Genomic DNA, 24,079 nt, shown 5'->3' on the forward strand with positions numbered 1-24,079 from the left:
CCGGGGGATTGATAGATCAGGGGATTGGAGCACAGTCCTGAACGCATCGTCTCCATACCGCACATCGCTGCACGGGCTCGATGACGAGGCGATGCGCTCGGCGTGGGAGGCGCTGCTGGCCCGGAGTCCACAGGCGTCGGTGTTCTCGCACCTCGCGCTCGGCGAGCACGTCGGGCGCGCCTTCGGACTGAGGCCGCGCGTAGCAGGCGCGTGGGAGGGCGACGTGCTCCGCGCGGGCGTCCTGCTCTACGAGAAGCGCCGAGGGCCGTACTGCGCCGCCGCGATCCCGCCGCTCGTGCCGCGCGTCTCGCCGCTTCTCGACCGCCCGCCGCGTGAGGCCGACACTCACTACCGACGCTCGCCGCTCCAGGCGCTCCTCGGGTGCGTGGCGGAACGCTTTCACCAGGCGAGCCTCGCCGCGCACCCGTCGCTCGTGGACGCGCGCCCGTTCCAGTGGGGCGGGTGGCACGTCACGCCCGCCTACACCTACGCGCGCGACCTCCGGCCCGGCGAAGAGGTCACGGCGGCGTGGTCCTCGACCACCCGGCACGCCTGGCAGAACCACCGCGAGGCGTTCGAGGTCGCCGAGGGCGTGGACGGCCTGGACGAAGTGCTGGCGCTTGTCGAGGCGTCGCACGAGCGGCAGCAGCAGCCGCTCAGCGTGCCGTCTGCTGCGATGCGAAGCCTCCTGGCCAGACTGGCCGAGTCCGGGCTCGCGCGCCTCTTCGTCGCCCGGCGCGACGGGGACGCCGAGGCGGGCGTCGCCGTGCTCTCGGACGGGCGGGCGGCACACTACTGGCTTGCCGGCAGCCGGCCCGGACCGGCCATGACCGTCCTCGTCGCCGCCGTCCTGACCCGGCTCCGGGACGAGGGCGTAGCGTATTTTGACTTCGCCGGGGCCAACACGCCCTCGATCGCTGAGTTCAAGCGCAAGTTCGGCTGCCGCCTCGTGCCCTACGTCCGCGCCCGCCGCGTGTCGCGCCCCGAGCTTCGCCTGCTGGACGCCCTCCGCCGGAGGAGTTTCTAGTTCCTCGTTTCTCGCCATGCAGGAGCCGCCGACCGTGCTCGAAGAGAAACTAGAAGCTGAGAGGGCGTTGAGGATTCACCGCGACGGGCTGCGCGTGGTCGCTGAACCCGTCCGCTGCGTTGCGCTCGTCGCCCGATGCGGGGGCATCTGGCTTCTCGCGCGCCTTGCGGGCCGTCTCCAGCCCCTCACGCTCGCCGTCCTCTCGAAAATCTCAACGCCCTCTAAAAACTGGAAACCAGAAACGGCATCGCTGCCGCTCTGGCTTGCCCTGCTTACGCTCGTCGGGGCCTTCCTCCGGTTCGGCTACGTCTACGGCACCGGCGACCAGGACGAGCTGATCCCATCGGTGCTGCACCTGCTCGACGGGGCGCTGTTCACGCAGGACTGGCTCGTGCAGACGGTCACCTCGGGCGTGAACGTGCGGACGTACTTCCTCTGGCTGACGGCGCTGCCGAGCCTCGCGCTGCCGGTGTGGCTCACGTCGGCAGTGCTGTGGGGCGGGGTGATGGTCGCGCTCGCGTACGGCGTCTACGGGCTAGCGTGGGAGGTGACGCGGAGCCGGCTCGGGGCGGCGCTCGCGGTGCCGGTGGCGCTCGCCGTGGCGGTGAAATGGACGCTCGGGGCAAACGCGCTCGTCTCGAACGCGCACGTCCCGGAGAGCGTGGCGTGGGCGCTCATCGTGCCTGCCGTGACCGTCTTCCTCCAGCGGCGATGGGTGCGCGCCGGGCTGCTGCTCGGGGTCGCGGCGTGGCTCCACCTCCTCGCGGCGGCGCAGGTCGCGCTCGTCCTCGGCGTGGTCGGGCTGGCGCAGGCCGTGGCGGCGGTCGAACTCGACGGGCGGCAACTGCGGGCTGATTTTGTAGCCCTGCTCGCCTTCGGCGGCGTCTTCTTGCTCGCGGCGCTGCCGGCGCTGGGGCCGGTCGTGCTGGACCAGCTCACACCCTCGGGTGGACTCGCCGAGGCGGCACCGCCATTCTACATCCACGCCCAGTTCCGCAACCCCTTCCACCACCTGTTCTCTTCGTTCGAGGTGGCGCACCACCTGCGGTTCTGGCCTCTCGTCGCACTCGGACTGGCGTCGGGGGTAGGGCTGGACCGGCGGGGCGCGCTGCGGCACGGGCGAGCACTGGCAGTCGGTGGATCACTTGTCGCAGCGCTCTGCGCCCTCGCCGTGGTGTTCGTGGAAGTCGTCCCGGTGACACTCGTGGCGAAGCTGCAGTTTTTCAAGCTGACGGTGCTCGTGAACCTCCTGTGCTCAGTCCTGATCGCGGCGGCGCTCGTCCACCTCCTGCCCGCGCCGTTGCGCCGAACCGGGCGGTGGCTGCTGGAGCAGCGCCGAGCCGGGCTGGCCCTCGCGCTCGGGTTCGCGTTCGTCGTCGGGGTGCTCGCCGTGCAGGGTGTAGGACGGCCGGGGGCCCTGCTCGTCCCGGTGCGCCACCTCGCCTCGCCGCTCGGCGAGGCCGAGCAGTGGGCGCGGGCCGAGACGCCGCCTGACGCCCTCTTCGCGGTCCCGCCGTCGGTGAGTTCGTTCCGGTCCTTCGCCCACCGCGCGGTCGTGGCGAACTACGCTGGGTTCGTGTTTGCGGACCGGGACATGCAGGTCTGGTTTCGGCGGCTGATGGACCTCGCCCCGATCTCGCCGCCGGAGACCGGGATTGGCGTCAAGCCCGTGCTCGACGCGGCCTACGCGCGCCATGAGCCGGAGGCGTGGCGGCGCTTGCAGTCGGGCTACGGTATCGACTACATCCTCATGCCGCAGGAGGCGGCGGCGCTGCCGTTCCGGGTCGCGTTCGAGAACGAGGGCTGGTTGGTCTACCGGCTGCCGGAGGCGACCTCGTGAACCGACTCGTCCGCCTCCTTCCCGAGTCGCTGCGCGCGCTCGCGCGCGGGACGCTCGCCGGACCAGTGCTGACGCTCGTCTCTGGGACGGTCGCGGCGCAGGCACTGGCCTACCTCGCCCGCCCACTCCTGACCCGCCTCTTCACGCCCGAGGCGTTCGGCCTGCTCGGCTTCTACCTCGCCGCCGTCGCCGTGCTCTCGACAGCGGCGACGGGGAAGTACGAGGACGCGATCCCGCTCCCGGCCTCGGAGCGCGACGCGGCGGGCGTGTGGACGCTCGCGCTCGGGCTCAGCCTCGTCGTGTCGCTGGCGAGCCTGGCGGTCATCCCGCTGCGCGAGCCGGTGGCGGCGCTGCTCGGCCGCCCGGAGGTGGCGATGGCGCTGTGGTTCGTCCCGGTGGGCGTGTGGGCAGCGGCGTGGGGCCGGGCCAGCGAGGTCTGGCTGACGCGGACGGACCGCTTCGGCTCGGTGTCCGGCGCCCGCGTTGCGCAGAACGCGGTGATGGTGCCGGCGCAGATCGGAGCTGGACTGACGGGCGGGGCGGCGACAGGCCTCGTCGGCGGTCACCTCGCCGGGCGGCTCGTGGGGACGGCGGTGCTGACCGGCGTCGCGCTGCGCAAGGTGCGGCCCGCTCTAGCCGACCTCCGGCGGCTCGCGCGTCTGTACCGGCGGTTTCCGCTGTTCTCGATGCCGTCGGGGTTCCTGAACACGCTCTCGATGCAGCTCCCGGCGTTCCTGCTGCTCGCGTTCTTCGCGCCGGACGTGCTCGGGCTCTACGTCCTCGCCTACGGCACGCTCGCCGTCCCGATGCAACTCGTCGGCGGGGCCGTCGGACAGGTTTTCTTCGTCCGGGCCGCCGAGGCGCGGCGCGAGGGTGCGCTCGGTGCGCTCACGCAGACGGTCTTCGCCCGGCTGAGCGCGTTCGGGTTGTTTCCGCTCGCGGCGATGCTCCTGGCGGCTCCGTCGGCGTTTGCCGTCGTCTTCGGGGACGCGTGGCGCGAGGCGGGGGTCTTCGCCCAACTGCTTGCGCCGTGGCTCTACTTTTCGTTCGTCAGCGCGCCGCTCTCGGCCCTCTTCGACGTGCTGGAGCAGCAGCCGTCGGAGCTTGCCTTCAACGTCGCCCTCGTCATCGCCCGAGCCGCCGCGCTCGTGCTCGGCGGGCAGAGCGGGAGCGCCCTCGTCGCGGTCGGATTGTTCGGGGCCGTGAGCGCCGCCGGCTGGCTCGTCCACACGGTGTGGATGCTGCGGTGGGGCCAGGCCGACGTGCGGGAGGCAGTCCGCGCCGTCGGGCGCCATGCGCTCGTGGCGGCCGGTCCGCTTGCGCTCGTCGGAGCGGCCGTGTGGGGGCTCGGCAGCGACCTCGCCGTGACCGGCGTGTTGATCGCCGCCGCCGTCCTGTGGCTCGGCCTCGCGGCGCGCTTCACCCCGCTGTGGCCGAGCGCGGAGGCTTCGCCATGAGGCTCCACCTCTCCGAGGGCGGAGCGCGACCGTGGCACCGGGCCGGAGCCGTCTGGGCACGCGGCGTCGCGTTCGCCCCGGACGGGGCGCTGCTCATCGGCGCTGCACTGGCCGATCATCTCGACGGTGCGGGAGAGGACTTCGCAGGACGGGTCGCTGCGCTCGACGGCACCTTTGCCGCCGTACGCACGGGCGAGGTCGCGGTAGCCGCCGTGGACCGCGTCCGCTCGATGCCGCTGTTCTACGGACGCGGTGCAGAGGGCACATGGCACCTCAGCGATGATGCTCGCCACGTCGCCGACCGGACCGGCGCACAGCTCGACGATCCGCTCGCGGTCGCCGAGTTCATGCTGGCGAGCGCTACCAGCGGTCCGAGCACACTCTCGACCTCGGTCCGGCAGGTCCAGGCGGGCGAGGCGGTGACGCTCGGCGCGGGCGGGGCGACGGGCACGCGCTACTACCGCTACGGCGTAGCACCGCTCTTCGACGCTCCCGAGGAGGACCTGGTCGAGGAAGGGGCGCGCCTGTTCGATCGGGCCTTCGAGCGCTTCCTAGTATCGGTGCAGGGACAGCCCATCGTCGTGCCGCTCAGCGCAGGGCTCGACTCGCGCCTGATCGCGGCGATGTGCGTGCGCGGCGGGCGGACAGACGCGCTCTGCTTCAGCTACGGGCGGCGGCGCTCGTTCGAGGCGCAGGCGAGCCGCCGGGTGGCGGACGCGCTGGGGCTGCGCTGGACGTTCGTCCCCTACGCCAACCGCGCCTGGCACCGGTGGTTTGCGAGTGCGGGCTTCCAGCAGTTCCGCCGCGCGGCGACCGGCCTCACCGCCATCGAGCACGAGCAGGATTGGCCCGCCGTCCTTGCTCTTCGCGAACGGGGCCTACCCGAGGACGCGGCATTCGTCCCCGGCCACTCGGGCGACTTCATCAGCGGCGCATTTTACGCGGCCTCCCCGGCCGACTTCGAGCGGGACCCGGTCGAGTGGCTGTGGCGGAGGTACTACGCTGAGTGGCCGTCGCAGGGGCTCGCGCCGCAGGTCGTCGCCGGGCTGCGCGACCGCATCGCCGAGCGCATCGAGGATGCGGCGAGTCCGCTGGAGGCCTTCTCGAAGTTTGGCTGGCAGGAGCGGCAGGCGAAGATGATCGTCAACAGCATCCGGGTCTACGAGCACCACGGGTTCGACTGGCGGCTCCCGCTCTGGCTGAGCGGCGACGTGCTCGACTTCTGGAGCCGCGTCCCGGTCGAGCTTCGGCGCGGGCGCGCGCTCTACCGCCGCGTCGTCCGGCGGCTCGTCGGCGACGCCGTCTACGACCTCCCGAGCACGCTCCGCCGTGAGCCGCCGCTGACCGGCAAGCTCCGCCGCCTCACCGACCGCGACGCCGGGCGCTACGGCATCTGGCTCGGCCCTCGTCCGCTCGCTGCTGCGCTTCGCACCCGCGTCGAGGACCTCGTCGCCGATCACACGCGTGCGCACCCGGTCGTCGGGCCGGTCGTCGACGCCGTCGTCCGGCCGCTCGCTCGGCGTCCGGTGCCGTGGGCGACGATCAACGGGCTCCTCGCGCTCAGCGAGCTAAACGACCTCACGCGGGAGGGCAGCACGTTATATCTCGGCCGGAGCGGTGTCTAAGGAGAGAACGCCCTCTCCACGCATCTGGCCTGCCATGCACGACGTCGTCAACCCCGCCGCTGAGCCGGACATCCAGTACCACCTCCCGATCAACCAGTGGGACGCCGCCGAGCGGCCCCGCGAGAAGCTCATGGCGCGCGGCGCGGCGGCGCTCTCCGACGCCGAGCTGATCGCGCTCATCTTCGGCAACGGGACGCGGACCAAAGAGGGTAGCTTGTCGGCGGTCCAGCTCGGGCAGGCGCTGCTCCAGACCTACGGCTCGCTCGCCACGCTGTCGAAGAAAGACCGGAAGCTCTTGCAGCGCGTCGTCGGGATCGGCCCGGCGAAGGCGGTGCAGCTTATGGCCGCGTTCGAGATCGGCCGGCGCGTCGAGGCGCAGGGCGACGGCGAGCGCGTCCAGGTCTGCTCGCCCGCTGACGTGGCGGCAGCCTACGGCCCGAAGCTGCGCGACCTGAAACGCGAGGTCTTCGTCATCGTGCTGCTCAACACGGCCAACGTCATCACCGGCGACTTCACCGTCTCCGAGGGCGGTCTCGCCGCCAGCATCGTCGAGCCGCGCGCCGTCTTCCAGCGGGCCGTCGTCGAGAACGCTGCGGCTATCGTGTGCCTCCACAACCACCCCTCCGGCAACCCCGAGCCGAGCCGGGAAGACGTGCAGATCACGAAGCAGCTCGTCGAGGCCGGCAAGCTGATGGGCATCCCTGTCCACGACCACCTCATCATCGCCGGGCGCGGCTACACGTCGCTGGCGGAGCGGGGGCTGATGTAGGAGCGGAAGAGCGGAGGCGGGGAAGAGCGGCAGGGTCTCGTTCACCAAGCGGTGTGCAGCGCGATGACTATTGATCGAGTGGAGCAGTTGCGTATCTATCAACGCGCCTTTGAGGCAGCGATGGACGTGTTCGAGTGGTCGAAGCAATGGCCGCGAGAAGAGCGGTACGCGCTCACAGATCAGGCTCGTCGCTCGTCGCGGGCGGTCTGCGCGAATCTCTCCGAGGCGTGGGCGAAGCGGCGCTACCCGAAGCACTTCGTCAGCAAACTGAGCGATGCTCACGGCGAGGCCGAGGAAACCCTGACGTGGCTCCGCTTCGCCCACGGATGTGGCTATCTGCTCTCCGACGCTGCCGAAAAGCTCATCTCACGCTACCGGCAGATCATCGCCGGTCTCGTCCGCATGATGGCCTCACCCGAATCGTGGTGCCTCCCGGATCCAGTGCGCCATCAGTCATAGCCGCCAGGCAGCTTAGCTTGATGGCTTGAAATGAATCCTTGTGCCCAATGATGCAGATCGCCCTCCGGATATTCCCGGCATCCCATCTCGTCTAACTCGGCTCCGTAGAGCCTACGCGCTTCTTCTCGCCGCGTCGTCCAAGTCTCTTCCAGTCGCTGCAGCGTGAGTTCAGCAATTGACAGTGCTCGCTTCAGGTGCTTGGGATGAATCTCCCAGTACGATGACGGAAGGTGCATCACACTGTGCAATAGCTCCCCTGGATAGTGGTAGTCCCAGACGAGCGGGTCGCGCTCCAGCATCTCCAGCGCGCGCGGCATGAGGTGCTCGGTGCCGACATTCTGCTCAATCATCACGCGCAGGTCTTCAACGCTGAACTGATCTATCGGCTTCTTGCGTAGCTCGTGGCAAGTGAGAATGAGTTGCGACCATTGGTCGTCAGGCTCATTCCACACTTGCCCTTCCAGTTGTTCTATGGTTTCGCTCATACTATAGCGGGGCCCCACCTCTCTCTTCTATCTCCTCTCTGCCACTCGTCGCCAGAAGCTCGACGAAAACGCCGGGTCTACAAACGCCGCGAACGTTTCCCACTCGGGGTAGAACCGCCGGAAGTCCTCGCCGCTCATGCAGGCATCTTTGGCCGGGTAAAGCCGTCCGCCCGCCTCGCGGACGAGTGCGTCGAGGTCAGCGAAGAGCAGGCGGGTTCGGGCCCCCCGGTTCGGAAAGTCGAGCGCGAGCGTGACGCCGGGACGCGGGAATGAGAGCAGGCCGGGCGATGCGAGGTCGCCGAACGTTTTGAGCACGGCCAGGAACGACGCCTCGCCACTGCGAGCGATGCGGTCCAGAATCTCACGGATCGCGGCGTGGCCGTCGGCGTGGGGGACGACGCACTGGTACTGGTAGAACCCGCGCCGCCCGTAGAGCCGGTTCCAGTCGCCGAGCGCGTCGAGGGGGTAGAAGAACGGCTCGTAGTGGGTGCGCCTGCGGACGACCCGCTGAAGCTGCTGACGGTAGTAGAGCGCGTTGAAGGCGCGGACTGTCGCCTTGTTGAGCAGCCCTGCCGGTGCGTCGAGCGGAATCGTGACGCGCGGCTCGGCTGGGTCGCCCGGCTTCGGCAGCGGGGGACCGTTGGGAGGTCCTGGCGCATGGTCGCCCTCGATGTAGAGGCCGCGCCCGAGGCGCTGGCCTGTCGCCGTCGTGTCGATCCAGGCGACGGTGTACCGCGACCGAGCGTTGGCCTCGGCGTTGAGGTCGAAGAACGCGTCGAGCGAGCCGAAGCGCTCGCGGCGTAGGTCGATCCGGTCGCTCTGGATGGGGATGAGTTGAATCTCCGCCCAGCGGATCAGGCCCGTCAGCCCCAGCCCCGCAATCGTGGCACGGAAGAGGCCGGCGTTGGCGTCCGGCGAGCAGACCGTCTTCGAGCCGTCGGACCGCCACAGTTCGAACCGGCGGACGAAGCGCCCAAAGGTGCCGTCGCGGTGGTGGTTCTTGCCGTGCACGTCGTTGGCGATCGCGCCGCCGACGGTGACGTACTTCGTCCCCGGCGTCACTGGCAGAAACCACCCCTGCGGGACACTGAACGCGAGCAGTTTGGCGAGCGTGATCCCGGCCTCGCACCGAACGATGCCCGTCTCGGCGTCGAAGGCGAGGACACGGTCGAGCGCGTCGGTGTCGAGGAGCGTACCGCCGATGTTGAGGCAGGCGTCGCCGTAGGAGCGGCCCTGCCCGTAAGCAAGGACAGAGCCCTCCACCTCGGGCAGCGCCTCGCCGTCTGGCATCAGGTGGACGACGCGCTCCGGCGTCGAAGTTGGCGTCCGGCCCCACGAGGCGTAGCTCTTCATAGCGAAGCGATCAGCAGGACCACGCCGATGAGGCCGAAGGTCGCGTAGCTCGCCGGGTCCTTCGCGGCGAAGAGGATCGGGTCGTCGTCGAGGTCGCCGCGCCCGGCCAGGAGCCAGGCCCGCGTGATCCAGTAGAGCAGCAGGACGGCGACGCCCCAGAGCAGCCACGGCTTCGCGTAGAGCACGCTCACCTCGGGGCTGCGGATGTGGAACGCGAGGACGAAGACCGAGAGGTAGCCCGCTGCCTGTCCGGCCGTGCGGAGGATCGGCACGTCGTCGCCCCGGTAGCCTCGGCCGCGCAGCGAGGCCGCCGGATCGAGCTCGGTCCGCCGCAGCTCGGCGAAGCGCTTGAGGAGCGCGAGCGAGAGGAAGAAGAACATCGAGAACGCCAGGAGCCACTCCGAGACTGGGACGCCGGTCGCTGCCCCGCCGGCGAAGATGCGGAGCGCGTACAGCCCTGCCAGCACGAGCACGTCGAGCACCGGCTGCTGCTTGAGGACGAACGAGTAGGCCAGCGTCACGATGAGGTACACCGCGAGCGTCCCCCGGAACGCCGCCGGCAGCGCCACCCACGCCAGCCCGAACGCCGCCGCGACGAGTGCCGGCGCGAGCACCATCCCGAACCCGAACGAGAGCGCGCCCGAGGCGAACGGGCGGTGCTGCTTCGCCGGGTGCGCCCGGTCGGCCTCGCGGTCCACGAGGTCGTTGACCACGTAGGCCGACGACGCGCACAGGCTGAAGGCGACGAACCCGAGCGCAGCGCTCATCCACAACGCCGGCTCGGCGATGCGGTGCGCCATCAGCATCGGCACGAACAGCAGGAGGTTCTTCACCCACTGGTACGTCCTGAGCGCCCGGTTGAGGGCACCGAGGCGCGACTGCGCCGGCAGCGTCGAGGTGTGGGTGGCGGACATCATCGGGAAAAACATGTGCGGGGACGCTACGGTGTGTAGCGCCCCCGCAATCTAACAGTTGTGACAGCCCTTAGTTGGTGCGGGTCGCCAGTTCCTTCGCCACCTGGGGCTTCGCATGCCCGTTGGCCTGGCCGTTGCTGGCCGGCAGGTCGTTGCCGCGCGGCATGAAGGCCTGGAGGCCAGTGACCTCGCGCCCGAGGATGAGGCCGTGGATGTCGTAGGTGCCCTCGTAGGTGTTGACCGATTCGAGGTTGACCATGTGGTGGATCACGCGGTACTCGCCCGTGATGCCGTTGCCGCCCATCATGTCGCGTGCCACGCGGGCGATGTCGAGTGCCTTGCCGACGTTGTTGCGCTTGCCGAGCGAGATCATCGGCGGGGCGGCCCGGTTCTCGTCCTTGAGCTGGCCGAGGCGCCACGCGAGAAGCTGCATCTGCGTGATGTCGGTGAGCATGTTGGCGAGCTTCGTCTGGACGAGCTGGTTCGCCGCGAGGGGATAGCCGAACTGCGTCCGCTCGGCGACGTAGCGCCGCGCCCGCTGGTAGCAGTCCTCGGCCGCGCCGACCGCGCCCCAAGCGATGCCGTAGCGCGCGTTGTTGAGGCACGAGAACGGCCCCTTCAGGCCCCGGATCTCGGGGAAGACGTTGGCGTCGGGGACGAAGCAGTCGTCGAAGACCATCTCGCCGGTGTAGCTGGCGCGGAGGCTCATCTTGTTGTGCGTCGTCGGCGTCGAGAAGCCCTCCATCCCGCGCTCAACGAGGAAGCCGCGGATCACGCCGTCCTCGCCGTCGCCCTTCGACTTGGCCCAGACCACGCCTACGTCAGCGACGGGCGAGTTCGTGATCCACATCTTCGCGCCGTTGAGGACGAAGCCGCCGTCCACCTTCGTGGCGGTCGTCTCCATCGAGCCGGGGTCGGAGCCGTGGTTCGGCTCGGTCAGCCCGAAGCAGCCGATCATCTCGGCCGTGGCGAGCTTCGGCAGGAAGCGCAGGCGCTGCTCCTCGGTCCCGAAGTCGTGGATCGGGTACATCACGAGCGACGACTGCACCGACGCGAACGAGCGGTAGCCGGAGTCGACGCGCTCGAGCTCGCGGGTGATGAGGCCGTAGGCGGTGTAGCTCGCGCCGAGGCCGCCGTACTCCTCGGGGATCGTCGCGCCGAGGAGGCCCATCTCGGCCATCTCGCCGGGGATCTCGTCGTGGAAGACGCCCTCCTGGTTGCCTTCGAGCGCGCGCGGCTCGAGGTTCTGCTGCGCGAAGTCGCGCGCGGACTGCATGATGAGGCGGTCCTCCTCGCCGAGCATCTGCTCAAAGAGGAGGGCGTCGTCGGTGTTGAACGGCTGCTTCGGCATAGAAAGTCGTTGGTCTGGTGCAGATCGTGAAGATACGTCCGTGCTTAGGGGGATCCCCTACCCGGCAGAGGCCATTTCGTTCGCGCTCTGCGTCTTTTTGATCTCGGCGATGAGGGCGGGCAGCACCTCGTAGAGATCGCCGACGAGGCCGTAGGTCGCCACGTCGAAGATCGGCGCGTCGGGGTCTTTGTTAACCGCGACGATGACGCGGCTGCCCGACATTCCGGCCAGGTGCTGCAGCGCGCCCGACATGCCGATGGCGAAGTAGATGTCCGGCGAGACGACCTTCCCCGTCTGCCCGACGAGCGCCTCCTCGGGAAACATCCCCGTCTCGATGTTGCCCCGGCTCGCCCCGATGGCGGCTCCGGTGACGGCGGCGAGTTCCTCGACAAGCTGCTTGCCCGCCTCGTCCTTCACCCCGCGCCCGGCGCTGACCACGATGCGCGCGTCCGAGAGGTCGACCCCGTCCGACACGCTCGCGATGACCTCGCGGAGCGTCTGCCGAACCTTGCCCGCCTCGAACGGCACGGCCTCGACCGCACCCTCGACCGGTGCCTCCTCGGCAGCGTAGGACCCGTTGCGGACAGAGACGAGGACGGGCGCACCCTCTGGGGCTTCAGCACGGGTGCGGGCGAGGAGCTTGGCTGTCATCACCGGCCGGAGGGTGTCGAGACCCGCATCCGCAAGGTCGAACGCGGCCACGTCGGAGACGGCGACCCCGCCGGTCCGCACGGCGAGCGCGCCGAGGATGTCCTTCACGCGCTCCGTCGAGGGGAACGCCACGAGCACCGGCTGCGCCCGCTCGATCACGGCGGCGAGTGCGTCGACCAGGTGGGGGTTGAGCGCCTGCTCGAAGGCATCGTCGGACACGGCGTAGACCGTCGCGGCCCCGTAGCGCTGCACGACCTCGGCTCCGGACTCCGCGTCCGGCGCGGCGATGACGGCGGCGAGCGCGTGCCCGTGCGCCCGGGCGAGTTCGCGGCAGCGCGTGAGCACGCCGAGCGAGGCGCGCGTGGGCTCCCCGTCCGCGAGGGTGATGTAGCTGAGGATCGTTGGCATGGAGTGGGAAGGGTTGGTTCGGCGTGGAGGGTAGGGAGGGTGTGAGCGCTGAGAGAAGCCGGTCAAGGTAGCGAGATCACCACACTTTGCGCCAATGTCCGTTCACCTTCTCATCCGCTCCTTCTTTCTTCAACCGTCAACCCCCCCTTACTCTCCGTTCTCTCCACGCCGAGCCAACCCCGTTCTCAGAGAACGCTCGCTTCCTGAAGGTGACGGACGAGCGTGGCAGCCTGCGTGGGCGGCGTGCCCTCGACGATCTCGCCCGGCTCGCGCGTCGGGAGGGGCTCGTAGCTGACGGTTCGGACCGAGGCAGTGGGCACGTCCTCCACCGCGACGGTCTCGATGGGCTTCTTCTTCGCCGCCATCACGCCCCGGAGGTTGGGGATGCGCGGGTCGTTCATGTTGTTCGAGATCGTCACGACGCAGGGCGTCGGGAAGGCGATGACCTCCTGCGCCGTGTCGCCCTGCCGGGTCACGACGAACGTGTCGCTATCGGCAGCGAGGACGACGGCGTTCGTGACGTAGGCCAGCCCGAGACGCTCGGCGAGCATCGAGCCGGTGAGGCCGGCGTCGGTGTCCTGCGCCTGCTTGCCGGCGGCGATCACGTCGTACGCCTTGTCGCGGAGGTAGTCGGCCAGAATCTGCGACACGGCAGCCGAGTCGAGGTCGGCGTCTTCGGGCACGACGAGGTGGAGGCCCCGGTCGGCACCCATCGCGAGGGCTTTGCGGACGGTCTCCGCCGCCCGCTCCGGCCCGACGAGGAGCACGTCAATCGTGCCGCCGTATTCCTCAACGAACGTGAGCGCGCCCTCGACGGCACTCGCGTCGTAGGCGTTGAGCACGACGCGGCCGGCGTCTACGACGAGGTCGCCGCCCTGGACGTGCATGGGAGCCGACACGTCGGGGACCTGCTTGATGCAGACGCAGAAGTTCATCGGTCAGAGGGAAGCGGTCGGGGTAGTCGAGCGAAGGTACCGCCCCTCCGGAGGGTCGTCTGTCGAAATCTAGGTCAACTGCTACGTGCTGCGACAAGCTCACGTTGACAGGTAGGTCATCCTGAACGTGGTTCAGACCGCGCAGCAGCGGCGCAGCCCATCTCCAAGCCTTGCCTTAGATCCCGGATCGGGGTCCGGGATGACAAAGAAGAAAGCCTGTCCGTCTCAACGTGCCAGAGGACCAAGAGACTGTTTGGATTCAGAGCGCGTAGGCGAGAGCGAGCGCGGCGCGGAGCCTGCAGGGCGTCCGAATGCGCAGCATCGAGGAGCGCAGCGACTCCACCAGCCGATGCACCGCATCGGCGATGCGGCACAACGCCGAAGGCGTCGTGCCACGCCGTTGGCAGCCGGTCACGTTCGGTTCGAATACAGGCTCTGAGACACATGTTCGCACAACGAGGCGTGCACCGGCATGGTTAGTTGGTAGTTGACGAAGTGTGACCGTATTATAGTTCAGCATCGTGCAGGCAGATGGGTTGTTATTCTGCACATCCTAATCACTACTAAGTGGGGCTCTTTGTGGGATATTCCGTTGCAATACAGAAGGGAGAAAGGCTCGCCGTGGTCGAGCTCCGGGACGAAGTGCGCGGCAGGGACATTGTGGAGGCGGCCCAGGGGCTCCTCCAAGACGCGCGGTGGGACCGGCAGTTCGACGTGATCTGGGACGGGCGGCTGATCAGGTCGCTCATTCTCGAGCCCGAAGACTTGATGGCGATGGTGAACGCTAAAGCGGCGGCCAGCAGCGGAGTCGAGGTGACGATCGCCGTGCGCCCGCTCGACCGTGAGATGGCGAAGCTGTGCGCGCTGCTGCTGCGCGGGCGCGGGCGCGTAGCCCGGGTGGTCAGCACGCTCGAAGAGGCGCTTGCCGCACGGCGCGCTGGAGTGCTGGTGGACTCGTAGACCGCCGCAGGCTACAGTCCCACCCGCAGACCGCCTACGAACGTCCCCGCGCTCCCGCTGGACAGGGTAGCGCGCCCCTGAACGAACAGGCTGACCGGCCCGAGGCCGCCGAACGCGACCCCGGCCAGCAGGTTGGCCCCGACGTTGTTCTCCGCGCTGTCGAGGTCGCCCTCGACGGCGTCGTCGTCCGAGGTGTCGAAGCTGATCAGGCGCACGCTGAGCCCGGCTCCGGCGTAGGGCTGGATGCCCGGTGTCCCGAGGCGGGCGATGAGGTCGAGGTTGACCTGGCCCATCGTCCGCGTGAAGACGCGGTCGGCGACGGTGATGTCGGTCGCGAGGAGGTACTCACCCGAGGGCCGCACCGCGAGCGCGACGGGGGCCGCGACGGGCAGGTCTACCTCAGCACCGACGCCGACGACGAGCCCCTCGGCATCGGTGTCGTAGCCGGCATAGCCGAGGACGCCGATCTGAGCATGGGCCGCCGGCAGGGCGAAGGTCAGGAGGAAAGCGAGAGCGAGCGTGCAGCGCATGACGAAGCCGGTTGAGCGAAAGAGGCAAGGACGAGGGCGGGCCCTCACAGGAGGACGCAGCAAACGTGCCTCTTACCGATCACCGGACGACACACAAAACCCAAGCTGGCCGACCTTGAGCGTACAGTCCGACCCTGCTACGAACCGGTCGGCGCGCCGGCGGTGCGCTGCTCGGGGGACTCGCCCTCGGCGAAGAAGGCGAGTGCCGCCGAGTTCATGCAGTAGCGGTTGCCGGTCGGCGGCGGGCCGTCGGGGAAGACGTGCCCGAGGTGGCCGTCGCAGCGGGCGCACCGCGTCTCGGTGCGGATCATGAAGTGCGAGACGTCGCGGAGTTCGCGGATGTGCTCGGAGGCGACGGGCTGGAAGAAGCTCGGCCAGCCAGTGCCGGACTCGAACTTGGCTCCGCTCCCGAACAGCGGGAGGCCGCAGAGACGGCAGACGTAGGTGCCGGCCTTCTTGTTGTCCAGGAGGAGGCCGCAGCCGGGGCGTTCGGTGCCGTGGTCGAGGAGGATGCGGCGCTCCTCGGCGTCGAGGCCTGCCGCGTCGGCCGCGCGGTCGCGCGCGTCGCCGCGCAGCGGGGTGAGGTCGTAGCCGAGAGTGGAGGTGTTGGCAGTGTCAGGCATAGGGTGAACAAAGCGGCAGGAATTAGGCAGGAGTTTCGGGAGCGAGGCCGGCGTCGGCCAGCGCGGTCTGCGCGGCCTTTGCGTCCTGCTCCAGCACGATCAGCTTGGCACCCTCGGTGAGTTGGAGCGGCACATGCACGTCATCGGCTGCGACAAAAGCCTCGATCCCTGCATCACGGAGTGCGTCGCGGGCCATCTCGGCGTAGTGGCGGGCAGGGTAGACGGCGACAACCGTTGTGTGGTCGGAATCTCGGACAGGCATGGTGATCGGCGCGCTGATTGAAGGAGGATATGCTCTCCTGGAGGGTGTGCTCTGCCAGGGAAAACGGTAGACGCCTCGAGATGTTGCTGGACGGCGGCTGAGCCTGTCCTCGTTCTGGCGCTCGCCGTATTTTAGACGGCCGCTCACCTCTCACCCGCGCCTTTCTCCGATGCCCGTCGTCCTCCGCCAGGTCCTGATCGGCCTCGGCGTCGTTGCCCTCCAGTGGCTCGTGTTCGGACGGCTCAAGCTGTGGGGGGCGTACCCCGACGTGGTACTGCTCTACGTGGCCTACATCGCGCTCCGCTTCGGGCGCGTCCCAGGCACGGCGAGCGGCTTCGCGGCGGGCCTGCTGATGGACATGCTCCACGGGACCTGGGGTATCCACATGTTCGTCAAGACGCTGCTCGGGTTCATCGTCGGGCTGTTCGAGTCGGAGAGCACCGAGGGGCCGCGCCTCGGGCCGGTGCAGACGGCCATCGGGACGCTCGGCCTCGCGCTGATCCACAACGGGCTGTTCGTGGTCTTCCTCGCGCTCGCGCACAGCACGCGGACGCCGACGCTGGTGTGGGCGCTGTGGCTCGGCGCGGCTCTCTACACGACGGTCGTCGCCGTCGTCTGGTCGCTCGTCCAGGCGCGCTGAGTCGGGTTTTTTGCCGAGTGGGATGTGTTACGACCGAGGACGTGCGAGCGGCTATAGGACCTACCTTGCCTGTCCGATATCTCGTTCCTCTAGCCCCCTGGAATCATGACGATACGCCCGCGTTTTATTTCCCTGATCCTCCTGCTGGGTATGCTGGCGGCAGGCTGCTCCGAGGCCCCGGTGGCGCCCGCCGAAACGTCGGAGGCGGCGTCGCTGCCGCTCCTCGCGTCCGGGCGCGTGCTCAGCCTCTCCGCCTACGGCAGCGCCGACCTCCCGGCCGAGGGTACGCCCGAGCGGGCGCTCTTCGACGACGCCGTGACTGGCGGCCTGCGCGGCTTCACCTTCTACGTGGACTGGCCCGACCTCGAACCCGAGCCGGGCGTCTACACGCTGGACGACTTCACCGAGGCGCTCGACGCGGTCCAGGCGCTCGGCCTCACGCCGTTCGTCAACCTCACCGTCGGCGACATCGAGGACTACAACCTCCCCGACGACCTCTCCGACGGCAGCGGCGGCCTCGGCGACGGCGTCTCGCTCGACGACCCGGCCATCATCGAGCGGTTCGGCCGGGTCCTCGACCGCGTCGTGCCGATCCTCGCGGCGCGGGGCGGGTTCTACCTGGGCGTCGGCAACGAGATCGATTCCCGCTTCGACGGGGAGTTTCCCGAAGAGCGGGCACCCTACGTCCGGTTCGTCGAAGCGGCCCGCGAGCGGGTCCACGACATCGAGCCCCGCCTCGCCGTGGGTGTCACGCTCACGGCCGGTGCCATCCGCGCGCAGTCGCAGACCTTCCGCGACCTCCGGGCCGTGACGGACATCATCCCGTTCAACTACGGACCGATCCAGCTCGACGTCCCGCTGGAGGACTTCTTCACCGTCTTCGCGCTGGACGACATCCTCGACGACTTCCGCGAGGTCGCCGCCGCCTACGGCTCCGGCCCCATCGCCATCCAGGAACTGACCTGCCCGAGCCCCGAGTCGATGGGCGCGTCCGACGCGTGGCAGCGCGGGTGCTTCGAGCGGCTCTTCGCCGAGATCGGCCGCACGCCGCAGGTCCGGTTCGCGTCGATCTTCACGTTCCAGGACTTCGGCGGGGCCACCTGCGACCTGTTCAACGAAGCGATCTGGGGCGACGAGTTGGACGACCTCCCGCCGGCGCTCGCACAGCGGCTCCGGGACTACGTCTGCTTCCTCGGCGTCGTCGCGCCGGACGGGACGCCGAAGCCGGCCTGGAACGTGGTTCGGACGGCCGCCTCACAAAGCTGAGGGCTCACCGTAGCGCCTCTTCGAGCGTCGTCGCGGCGTCGGTCGAGGCGTCGCGGTACTTGACGATGCAGGGCGCGCTCAGGCTCAGCCCCTGGGCGCGCCCGAAGTCGGAATCGACGGCCCGCGTGCCGGGGACGACGACGGCTCCGGCGGGAATCTCCAACGGTCCATCGCCCGAGCGCCGGAGGACGGTCTCGTTCGGGAGATCGTAGACCCGCGCCGAGCCGGTGAGGATGACCCCCGCCGCGAGGACGGCCCCTTCGCGGACCACGCAGCCCTCGTAGACCCCGCATCCGCCGCCGACGAACACATCGTCCTCGATCACGACCGGCACGGCCCCGATGGGTTCGAGCACGCCACCGACTTGGGCGGCCGCCGAGAGGTGCACGCGCTTCCCGATCTGCGCGCAGCTCCCGACGAGTGCGTGCGAGTCGACCATCGTTCCCTCGTCCACGTAGGCCCCGACGTTGATGTACATCGGTGGCATGCACACGACCCCGGCCGCGACGTAGCTCCCGCGCCGGATGGTCGAGCCGCCGGGGACGATGCGGACGCCCCGGTCGAGGCTGAGCGGCTGCGTCGGGTAGGTCGCCTTGTCGAAGAAGGCGAACGGGCCGTCGGAGTAGTCCACGATGTCGCCGAGCCGGAAGCCGAGGAGGATGCCCTCCTTCACCCAGCCGTTGGCGTGCCACGCGCCGTCCGCACCGCGCTCGGCCGAGCGGACGGTGCCGGCTTCGAGGGCGTCGAGGAAGGCGCTGAAGTCGGCGAGGGCGGCGTCGCGGTCGAGCGTGTCGGCGGCGACGTGGTGCTCGATGCGCTGGCGGAGGTCAGACATGGATGCGGGTGAAGTGAACGTAGGGGCGCAGCATGCTGCGCCCTCAGGAAGGGATAGCCGCTGCGATGTGCGGGCGGTAGGCGTCGAGGACGCGGCGGCGCGTCTCGGCTGTGACGGGGGCGAGAGGCGAGCGGACCGACTCGTGCAGCATCCCCATCTCGGCAAGCACAGCTTTGACCGGACCGGGGTTGGCCTCGAAGAACGACGCTCGCATCGCGCCGAGGAGCGCAAAGTGCTGCGCCCGTGCCGTCTCGAAGTCGCCCCGCAGCCCGAGTCTCACCATCCCAGAGACCGCACCGGGGACGGCGTTGCCGATGACCGAGACGAGGCCGTCCGCGCCGAGAGCGAGCATCGCGAGCGTCATGTCGTCGTCGCCGGAGTAGACCCCAAACCCGTCGGGCCGGTGGGCGAGGAGGTCGGTGATCTGGGCGAGGTCGCCGCTCGCCTCCTTCGTCCCAAACACGCTCGGCACCACCTCGGCAATGCTCAGCGTAGTCTCGGCGGTGATGTTGGAGCCGGTGCGACCGGGGACGTTGTAGAGCAGGATCGGCGCGTCGGTCGCGTCGGCAATGAGGGAGACGTGGCGGAGCAGTCCGGCGGGCGTCGGCTTGTTGTAGTACGGCCCGACCACGAGGAGCGCGTCGGCCCCGGCGTCGGCGGCCTCCTTCGAGAAGGTCACGCTCTCGGCCGTGTCGTTCGTCCCGGTCCCGACGATGACCGGTACGCGGCCGGCCGCTTGGTCGAGGGCGAGGTCGATCAGCAAACGCCGCTCGTCATGCGTGACCGTCGGGTTCTCACCCGTCGTCCCGAGGACCACGAGCGCCTCCATCCCGCCGTCGATCTGGAAGTCGACCAGGCGGCGGAAGGCAGCTTCGTCGATCCGGTCGTCCGGCGTGAACGGGGTGACGAGGGCAGGGGCGGTGCCGCGGAAGAGGAGGTCGGGCATGACGGCGCAGAGGGAATGGAGGGAATGGAGGGAATGGAGGGAATGGAGGGAATGGAGGGAATGGAGGGAATGGAGGGAATGGAGGGAATGGAGGGAATGGAAATAAGAGCCGAGAAAGGTACCGAGGCCGCCGCGCTCTGCGCCAACGCTCTCGTCCCTCCTCGCTCTCCCCACTCTCCACGCCGGATTATCCCTCGGACTCCCGGCTCACCTCCTCCAGCATGTCGTCGAGCGTGAAGAGGCCGGTGCGGCCGTGGACCCACGCGGCGGCGCGGACGGCTCCGGCGGCGAACACCGCACGGCCCTTCGCCATGTGCCGAAACGTGAGCCGGTCGACCGGGCTGTCGAACCCGACGGTGTGCTCACCGAAGACATATCCAGCACGCGCCGAGGTAACGTGGAGCGCGTCGGGGTCGATCCGGCCGTGCTGCGTCTCGGTCTCGGTGCGGGTCTTACGGCCGAGGCCGGCGAGCAGTTCGTCGGCCAGCATCAGCGCCGTCCCGCTCGGGCTGTCGACCTTGCCCGTGTGGTGGGTCTCGTGGACGAATGGGTCGTAGTCGGCGAGCCGGTCGAGGAGCGGGAGTGCGCCCCGGATTGCCCGAACGAGGACGGCCACGCCGAGCGAGAAGTTCGGGGCCCACAGCACCCCGTTCTGCCCTTCCTCAACCCACCCCTCGACCTTCGCCAGGTCGTCCGTCCAGCCCGTCGTCCCGACGACCGCGTCGAGGCCCCAGAAGCAGTACTGGTGGAGGTGGTCGAGCGCCACGTCCGGGGCTGAGAAGTCGATGGCGAGGTCGGCGCCGTGCAGCTCGTCCTCGGGGTCGCGCACGTCCGCGAGCGGGTGCGCCGCGTCGAACCGGGCGACGATGGTGTGCGGGCTGTCCGCGACGACGGCCTCGACGGCCTGTCCCATCCGGCCCGTCCCGACGAGGGCGATGCGGAGCGGGTCGGGGGTCGGAGGTCGAGGGTCGGAAGTCATCGGGACGAGGGGGCGGCTCACCGCATCGCTTCGGCGGCCCGGACGATGTCGGCGAGGAGGACGGAGGCGGTGATCTCGGCGCTCGCACCCGGACCCTGCACGACGAGCGGGTCGGCGGCGTAGCGGGCGGTGTGGAAGGCGACGACGTTGGCCGCGCCGCGGAGGTCCGCCAGCGGCGAGTCCGGCGGCAGCACCTCGACCCCGGCGCGGATCGCCTCGGGCGTGAGGACGGAGACGTACTGCACCTGGCCGTCGGCCTCGGCGAGCCGGTGGCGCCACGCGGCGTCGGCGTCGGGCAGCCGCTCCCAGAAGTCGGTGAGCGGCACATCTCGGAGTGCGTCGGGGACGAGCGACTCGACCCGGACGGCGTCGGGCTGGAGACCTAGCTCGCGGGCGAGGATCGTCAGCTTGCGGCCTACGTCGTCGCCCGAGAGGTCGTCGCGGGGGTCCGGTTCGGTGTAGCCCGCGTCGGCGGCGGCGCGGACGGCCTCGGAAAACGCCGCGCCCTCGCGCATCGCGTTGCAGACGAACGCGAGCGTCCCCGAGAGCACGCCCTCGATCCGGCGCACGGTGTCGCCGGTGCGGACAAGGTCGCGGAGCGTCGAGATAACCGACAGGCCTGCGCCGACCGTCGTCTCGTAGAGGTAGGGTGCCTCGCCGTCTCGGGCCGCGTCGCGGACGGACTTGTAGACGTCCTCGCCGAGGGTGTTGGCCTGCTTGTTCGGGGTGACGACCGCGGCCCCGGCACGCAGCCACTCGGGATAGCGGCGCGCCACCGCCTCGGACGCCGTCGCGTCGACCACGACGAGCCGTTCGAGCCGCGCCCCGGTGACGCGCTCGGTGAGGGGGCCGAGCACGTCGCCTCCAGTCTCTTCGAGCCGGTCGAGGGCCGCGTCGAACCCGATCCCGGCTTCATCCCATGCGAGCCGCCGGCTGTCGGCGAGGCCGACCAGGCGGAGGTGCAGCCGCTGTCGCTCCCCCAGCTCCGGCGCCTGCCAGTGGAGAAGGCCGAGGAGCCGCGCACCAATCGTCCCTGTGCCGACGAGGACGACATGCGCCCGCGTGCGGCGGAGCGCGAAGGCCTCGTGCAGCGCCTCGACCGCGTGCGGCGCGTCAGCGTCGCGGATGACGGCTGAGAGGTTGTGCTCGCTCGCGCCCTCGGCAATCGCGAGGACGTTGACGCGGGCGCGGCCGAGGGTAGCGAACATCCTGCCCGCGAGGCCGGAGGCGTGCTGCATCCCGTCGCCAACCCCGGCGATCACGGCGAGGTCGGACTGAGCCGCAATGCCGTGGAGATCGCCGCGCTCGCACTCGCGCTCGAACGCCCGGTCGAGTACGCGGACCGACTCCGCAGCGTCGGCCCCGCGCACGGCGAAGCACAGGCTGCCCTCGCTGGAGGCCTGGGCGATCAGCAGGACCGGCACCTCGGCCTCGGCGAGGGCGGCGAAGGCGCGCGCCGTGAGGTCGGGCACGCCGAGGATGCCCGCCCCTTCGAGCGTCACGAGCGCGGCGTCGCGAACCGATGTGACCGCTTTGATCGACCCTTCGCTCGGCGGCGGGTCGGCGGTGACGAGCGTGCCGTGGGCCTCGGGCTGCATCGTGTTTTTGATCCGAAGCGGGATGCGCGCTTTCTCGAGCGGGCGCATCGTGCGCGGGTGCAGCACCTTCGCGCCGAAGTGGGCCAGCTCCGCCGCCTCGCGGTACGAGAGGTGCGGGAGGGTAAACGCCTCGGGCACGATGCGCGGGTCAGCCGAGAGCACCCCGTCCACGTCGGTCCAGATCACGACCTCGGCAGCGTCGAGCGCCCCGCCAAGAATCGTTGCCGTGTAGTCGCTCCCCGACCTCCCGAGCGTCGTCGTGACGCCCTCGGCAGTCGAGGCTAGGAAGCCGGTGACGACGGGGACCAAGCCGGGGTCGAGTCCGGCGAAGCGGTCCTGGACGAGCGTCCGGGTCGCGGCGAAGTCGACGGCGGCCTCGCCGAAGTCGTCGTCGGTACGGACGAGGTGCGTGGCATCGAGCGCGACGGCGTCGTGCCCCGCCTGCCGGAAGGCGGCGGCGACGAGCGGAGCAGACAGGCGCTCGCCCGCCGAGATGATCGCGTCCTGGAAGCGCAGCGAGCAGTCGCGCAGCAGGTAGACCCCGTGCAGCAGCTCGGCGGTCGCGCCAAAGACCGCGTCGAGGTGATCGCGCAGGGCCTCTCGCTCGGCTTCGGGCGCGAGCGCGCCGAGCGCTTCGGCGTGGCGGGCGCGGAGCGCGCCGAGGACCGAGCGGTGCTCGCCCGTCCGCCCCTTCGCGGCCTGGATCGCGCCGAGCAGCTGGTCCGTCACCCCGCCGAAGGCCGAGGTCACCACGGCCCGGCGCTCCGGCATCGCCGCGACCAGCCGGACCACCTCGCGCACCCGCTCCGGCGTCGCCACCGACGTGCCGCCGAACTTGGCGATGCGGACCGGTTGGGTAGAGGCGCCGGGCATGGTCAGGCAGTGAGGGGAGAAGGGGCTGGAAGATACCGTGCCGACGGGTAGGGCACCCCGTGTCTACGGCACCCCGTGTCTACGGCACCCCGTGTCTACGGCACCCCGTGTCTACGGCACCCCGTGTCTGCGGCCCTCTGGGTCTTCGCCCGGTCTCCATTGACACGCCGCGCCTGCGCATGGTAGATTGTCCGCCCTGCCGGAAACGGCGTGCGCTGGGGCTATAGCTCAGTTGGTAGAGCGCTGCAATGGCATTGCAGAGGTCAGGAGTTCGAATCTCCTTAGCTCCACATTCCGAAAGCGTCTCTCACCCTGTGGGAGGCGCTTTTTGGCTAGAAACCCCCGTGCTCGCTCTCGTCGCTAGACCCCCGAACCCATGCGCCTCGGACTTCTCGCGCCCGCCCTGCTGGTCTCGCTCCTCGGCTTAGCCTTGCCGGAGCCGCGCTGGGGCGAGCACGGCCACCGCCTGATCGGGCACGCGGCGACGGCGGCGCTCCCCGAGGCAATGCCGGTCTTCTTCCGCGACGCCACCGAGCACCTCGCCTACCTCAACCCCGAGCCGGACCGCTGGCGCGACTGGGTCGAGCGCGGCTTCGACCCGGCCCTCAACGCGGCCCGCGCCCCGGAGCACTACGTCGACCTCGAGCTGGTCCCGCCCGGGGCGCTGGACGCGCCCGACCGCCTCGCCTTCGTCGACTCGCTGTTCGTCCACGGCGAGCGACCGAGCACGGTGGGGCTGCTGCCGTACCAGATGCTCGAACTCACCCAGCAGCTTCGCGTCGGCTTCCGGCTGTGGAGGGCGTCGGAGAGCGAGGCCGAGCGCGCCTGGATCGAGGCCCGCATCCTGAACGACGCGGGCATCCTCGGGCACTACGTCGCCGACGCGTCGAACCCGCACCACACGACGATCCACTTCAACGGCTGGGTGGGCGACAACCCACGCGGCTTCACGACCGAGCGCGGCTTCCACGGCCGGTTCGAGAGCACCTACGTGCAGGCGCGCATCACGCTGCCGCAGGTCGAGGCCGCGCTCGTGGAACCGCCCCAGAGCTTCGGGAAGCTGCGGCCGGCCATCTGGTCGTACATCGACGACAGCCACCGCCTCGTCGAGCGCCTCTACGAACTCGACCTCGCCGAGCCGTTCGGGCCGGAGACGACAGGGGCCGCGCACGAGCGCTTCACCGTCGGCCGCCTCGCGGCCGGGGCGACGATGCTCCGCGACCTGTGGTGGACGGCCTGGGTGAGCAGCGCCGCCCCGTGACGGGGAGTGCGCGCATCGCTATACTTGCGCTT

23 protein-coding genes and 1 tRNA gene are annotated in these 24,079 nt (G+C 69.8%); 11 read left to right on the forward strand and 13 right to left on the reverse strand.

All coding sequences use genetic code 11. The features are described from left to right. Positions 1 to 91 precede the first annotated feature (91 nt). From AAGI91_08420 to AAGI91_08445, 6 genes are all read left to right on the forward strand, one after another. Complete coding sequence (locus tag AAGI91_08420) at positions 92 to 1,027, forward strand: GNAT family N-acetyltransferase (protein MEM1042638.1); 936 nt, start codon at positions 92 to 94, stop codon at positions 1,025 to 1,027. Between the two features lie 94 nt (positions 1,028 to 1,121). Beyond that, on the forward strand, positions 1,122 to 2,867 hold the full coding sequence (locus AAGI91_08425) for a DUF6798 domain-containing protein (protein MEM1042639.1): 1,746 nt from the start codon (positions 1,122 to 1,124) through the stop codon (positions 2,865 to 2,867). Then, complete coding sequence (locus AAGI91_08430; protein ID MEM1042640.1) at positions 2,864 to 4,324, forward strand: oligosaccharide flippase family protein; 1,461 nt, start codon at positions 2,864 to 2,866, stop codon at positions 4,322 to 4,324. The genes AAGI91_08425 and AAGI91_08430 overlap by 4 nt, the downstream gene beginning before the upstream one ends. Further along, a complete protein-coding gene (locus tag AAGI91_08435) occupies positions 4,321 to 5,949 on the forward strand; it encodes an asparagine synthase-related protein (GenBank protein MEM1042641.1) in 1,629 nt (542 codons plus the stop codon). Before AAGI91_08430 ends, AAGI91_08435 begins: the two co-directional genes overlap by 4 nt. Positions 5,950 to 5,983: 34 nt before the next feature. Then, a complete protein-coding gene (radC, locus tag AAGI91_08440) occupies positions 5,984 to 6,718 on the forward strand; it encodes a DNA repair protein RadC (protein MEM1042642.1) in 735 nt (244 codons plus the stop codon). Positions 6,719 to 6,781: 63 nt separating this feature from the next. Further along, complete coding sequence (locus tag AAGI91_08445; GenBank protein MEM1042643.1) at positions 6,782 to 7,177, forward strand: four helix bundle protein; 396 nt, start codon at positions 6,782 to 6,784, stop codon at positions 7,175 to 7,177. On the opposite strand, the gene AAGI91_08450 is transcribed toward AAGI91_08445, so the two are convergent. From AAGI91_08450 to AAGI91_08475, 6 genes are all read right to left on the reverse strand, one after another. Beyond that, complete coding sequence (locus tag AAGI91_08450; GenBank protein MEM1042644.1) at positions 7,168 to 7,662, reverse strand: contact-dependent growth inhibition system immunity protein; 495 nt, start codon at positions 7,660 to 7,662, stop codon at positions 7,168 to 7,170. The genes AAGI91_08445 and AAGI91_08450 overlap by 10 nt on opposite strands. 27 nt (positions 7,663 to 7,689) lie before the next feature. After that, a complete protein-coding gene (locus tag AAGI91_08455; GenBank protein MEM1042645.1) occupies positions 7,690 to 9,015 on the reverse strand; it encodes an FAD-binding oxidoreductase in 1,326 nt (441 codons plus the stop codon). Next, the gene (locus AAGI91_08460) at positions 9,012 to 9,932 is read right to left on the reverse strand and encodes a UbiA family prenyltransferase (protein ID MEM1042646.1); all 921 of its coding nucleotides are present in this window, start codon (positions 9,930 to 9,932) and stop codon (positions 9,012 to 9,014) included. The genes AAGI91_08455 and AAGI91_08460 overlap by 4 nt, the downstream gene beginning before the upstream one ends. Before the next feature lie 67 nt (positions 9,933 to 9,999). After that, complete coding sequence (locus AAGI91_08465) at positions 10,000 to 11,280, reverse strand: acyl-CoA dehydrogenase (protein ID MEM1042647.1); 1,281 nt, start codon at positions 11,278 to 11,280, stop codon at positions 10,000 to 10,002. Positions 11,281 to 11,337: 57 nt separating this feature from the next. Beyond that, positions 11,338 to 12,339 carry an electron transfer flavoprotein subunit alpha/FixB family protein gene (locus AAGI91_08470; GenBank protein MEM1042648.1) on the reverse strand — a complete coding sequence of 334 codons (1,002 nt, stop codon included), beginning with the start codon at positions 12,337 to 12,339 and terminating at the stop codon, positions 11,338 to 11,340. Positions 12,340 to 12,524: 185 nt separating this feature from the next. After that, positions 12,525 to 13,274, reverse strand: a complete 750-nt coding sequence (locus AAGI91_08475; protein MEM1042649.1) for an electron transfer flavoprotein subunit beta/FixA family protein — start codon at positions 13,272 to 13,274, stop codon at positions 12,525 to 12,527. A gap of 621 nt (positions 13,275 to 13,895) precedes the next feature. On the opposite strand from AAGI91_08475, the gene AAGI91_08480 reads away from it, so the two are divergent. Continuing rightward, positions 13,896 to 14,234 carry a hypothetical protein gene (locus AAGI91_08480; GenBank protein MEM1042650.1) on the forward strand — a complete coding sequence of 113 codons (339 nt, stop codon included), beginning with the start codon at positions 13,896 to 13,898 and terminating at the stop codon, positions 14,232 to 14,234. Between the two features lie 11 nt (positions 14,235 to 14,245). Here AAGI91_08480 and AAGI91_08485 read toward each other — a convergent pair whose 3' ends face one another. The 3 genes from AAGI91_08485 to AAGI91_08495 all read right to left on the reverse strand — a co-directional run bounded on the left by AAGI91_08485 (position 14,246) and on the right by AAGI91_08495 (position 15,649). Then, a complete protein-coding gene (locus AAGI91_08485; protein ID MEM1042651.1) occupies positions 14,246 to 14,764 on the reverse strand; it encodes a hypothetical protein in 519 nt (172 codons plus the stop codon). A 137-nt stretch (positions 14,765 to 14,901) separates the two neighbouring features. Continuing rightward, entirely contained in the window at positions 14,902 to 15,387 is a 486-nt protein-coding gene (gene msrB / locus AAGI91_08490) for a peptide-methionine (R)-S-oxide reductase MsrB (protein MEM1042652.1), read from the reverse strand. 22 nt (positions 15,388 to 15,409) lie between these two features. Beyond that, on the reverse strand, positions 15,410 to 15,649 hold the full coding sequence (locus AAGI91_08495) for a hypothetical protein (GenBank protein MEM1042653.1): 240 nt from the start codon (positions 15,647 to 15,649) through the stop codon (positions 15,410 to 15,412). 169 nt (positions 15,650 to 15,818) lie between these two features. Between AAGI91_08495 and mreD the strand changes: the two genes are divergently transcribed. After that, on the forward strand, positions 15,819 to 16,289 hold the full coding sequence (mreD, locus tag AAGI91_08500; protein MEM1042654.1) for a rod shape-determining protein MreD: 471 nt from the start codon (positions 15,819 to 15,821) through the stop codon (positions 16,287 to 16,289). 105 nt (positions 16,290 to 16,394) lie between these two features. Next, a complete protein-coding gene (locus AAGI91_08505; protein ID MEM1042655.1) occupies positions 16,395 to 17,555 on the forward strand; it encodes a hypothetical protein in 1,161 nt (386 codons plus the stop codon). Between the two features lie 4 nt (positions 17,556 to 17,559). Here AAGI91_08505 and AAGI91_08510 read toward each other — a convergent pair whose 3' ends face one another. The 4 genes from AAGI91_08510 to thrA all read right to left on the reverse strand — a co-directional run bounded on the left by AAGI91_08510 (position 17,560) and on the right by thrA (position 22,786). Further along, the gene (locus AAGI91_08510) at positions 17,560 to 18,390 is read right to left on the reverse strand and encodes a 2,3,4,5-tetrahydropyridine-2,6-dicarboxylate N-succinyltransferase (protein MEM1042656.1); all 831 of its coding nucleotides are present in this window, start codon (positions 18,388 to 18,390) and stop codon (positions 17,560 to 17,562) included. A 43-nt stretch (positions 18,391 to 18,433) separates the two neighbouring features. After that, positions 18,434 to 19,336, reverse strand: a complete 903-nt coding sequence (dapA, locus tag AAGI91_08515; GenBank protein MEM1042657.1) for a 4-hydroxy-tetrahydrodipicolinate synthase — start codon at positions 19,334 to 19,336, stop codon at positions 18,434 to 18,436. A 187-nt stretch (positions 19,337 to 19,523) separates the two neighbouring features. Beyond that, the gene (gene dapB, locus AAGI91_08520; protein MEM1042658.1) at positions 19,524 to 20,315 is read right to left on the reverse strand and encodes a 4-hydroxy-tetrahydrodipicolinate reductase; all 792 of its coding nucleotides are present in this window, start codon (positions 20,313 to 20,315) and stop codon (positions 19,524 to 19,526) included. Between the two features lie 17 nt (positions 20,316 to 20,332). After that, positions 20,333 to 22,786, reverse strand: coding sequence for a bifunctional aspartate kinase/homoserine dehydrogenase I (gene thrA, locus AAGI91_08525; protein ID MEM1042659.1), 2,454 nt, complete (start codon positions 22,784 to 22,786; stop codon positions 20,333 to 20,335). Positions 22,787 to 23,003: 217 nt separating this feature from the next. On the opposite strand from thrA, the gene AAGI91_08530 reads away from it, so the two are divergent. Both AAGI91_08530 and AAGI91_08535 read left to right on the forward strand, forming a co-directional pair. Next, positions 23,004 to 23,076 (forward strand) — tRNA-Ala (locus AAGI91_08530). Between the two features lie 86 nt (positions 23,077 to 23,162). Continuing rightward, positions 23,163 to 24,047, forward strand: coding sequence for a nuclease (locus AAGI91_08535; GenBank protein MEM1042660.1), 885 nt, complete (start codon positions 23,163 to 23,165; stop codon positions 24,045 to 24,047). Positions 24,048 to 24,079 lie beyond the last annotated feature (32 nt).

It is taken from the genome of Bacteroidota bacterium (genome assembly GCA_038746285.1).
GTDB lineage: Bacteria > Bacteroidota > Rhodothermia > Rhodothermales > JANQRZ01 > JANQRZ01.

Bases quoted from the DNA above. Each gene is read 5' to 3' on its own strand.
- AAGI91_08420 (MEM1042638.1), top strand. From the start codon at position 92: ATGCGCTCGGCGTGGGAGGCGCTGCTGGCCCGGAGTCCACAGGCGTCG.
- AAGI91_08435 (MEM1042641.1), top strand. From the start codon at position 4,321: ATGAGGCTCCACCTCTCCGAGGGCGGAGCGCGACCGTGGCACCGGGCC.
- radC (MEM1042642.1), top strand. From the start codon at position 5,984: ATGCACGACGTCGTCAACCCCGCCGCTGAGCCGGACATCCAGTACCAC.
- AAGI91_08445 (MEM1042643.1), top strand. From the start codon at position 6,782: ATGACTATTGATCGAGTGGAGCAGTTGCGTATCTATCAACGCGCCTTT.
- AAGI91_08450 (MEM1042644.1), bottom strand. From the start codon at position 7,662: ATGAGCGAAACCATAGAACAACTGGAAGGGCAAGTGTGGAATGAGCCT.
- AAGI91_08455 (MEM1042645.1), bottom strand. From the start codon at position 9,015: ATGAAGAGCTACGCCTCGTGGGGCCGGACGCCAACTTCGACGCCGGAG.
- AAGI91_08460 (MEM1042646.1), bottom strand. From the start codon at position 9,932: ATGATGTCCGCCACCCACACCTCGACGCTGCCGGCGCAGTCGCGCCTC.
- AAGI91_08465 (MEM1042647.1), bottom strand. From the start codon at position 11,280: ATGCCGAAGCAGCCGTTCAACACCGACGACGCCCTCCTCTTTGAGCAG.
- AAGI91_08470 (MEM1042648.1), bottom strand. From the start codon at position 12,339: ATGCCAACGATCCTCAGCTACATCACCCTCGCGGACGGGGAGCCCACG.
- AAGI91_08475 (MEM1042649.1), bottom strand. From the start codon at position 13,274: ATGAACTTCTGCGTCTGCATCAAGCAGGTCCCCGACGTGTCGGCTCCC.
- AAGI91_08485 (MEM1042651.1), bottom strand. From the start codon at position 14,764: ATGCGCTGCACGCTCGCTCTCGCTTTCCTCCTGACCTTCGCCCTGCCG.
- msrB (MEM1042652.1), bottom strand. From the start codon at position 15,387: ATGCCTGACACTGCCAACACCTCCACTCTCGGCTACGACCTCACCCCG.
- AAGI91_08495 (MEM1042653.1), bottom strand. From the start codon at position 15,649: ATGCCTGTCCGAGATTCCGACCACACAACGGTTGTCGCCGTCTACCCT.
- mreD (MEM1042654.1), top strand. From the start codon at position 15,819: ATGCCCGTCGTCCTCCGCCAGGTCCTGATCGGCCTCGGCGTCGTTGCC.
- AAGI91_08505 (MEM1042655.1), top strand. From the start codon at position 16,395: ATGACGATACGCCCGCGTTTTATTTCCCTGATCCTCCTGCTGGGTATG.
- AAGI91_08510 (MEM1042656.1), bottom strand. From the start codon at position 18,390: ATGTCTGACCTCCGCCAGCGCATCGAGCACCACGTCGCCGCCGACACG.
- dapA (MEM1042657.1), bottom strand. From the start codon at position 19,336: ATGCCCGACCTCCTCTTCCGCGGCACCGCCCCTGCCCTCGTCACCCCG.
- dapB (MEM1042658.1), bottom strand. From the start codon at position 20,315: ATGACTTCCGACCCTCGACCTCCGACCCCCGACCCGCTCCGCATCGCC.
- thrA (MEM1042659.1), bottom strand. From the start codon at position 22,786: ATGCCCGGCGCCTCTACCCAACCGGTCCGCATCGCCAAGTTCGGCGGC.
- AAGI91_08535 (MEM1042660.1), top strand. From the start codon at position 23,163: ATGCGCCTCGGACTTCTCGCGCCCGCCCTGCTGGTCTCGCTCCTCGGC.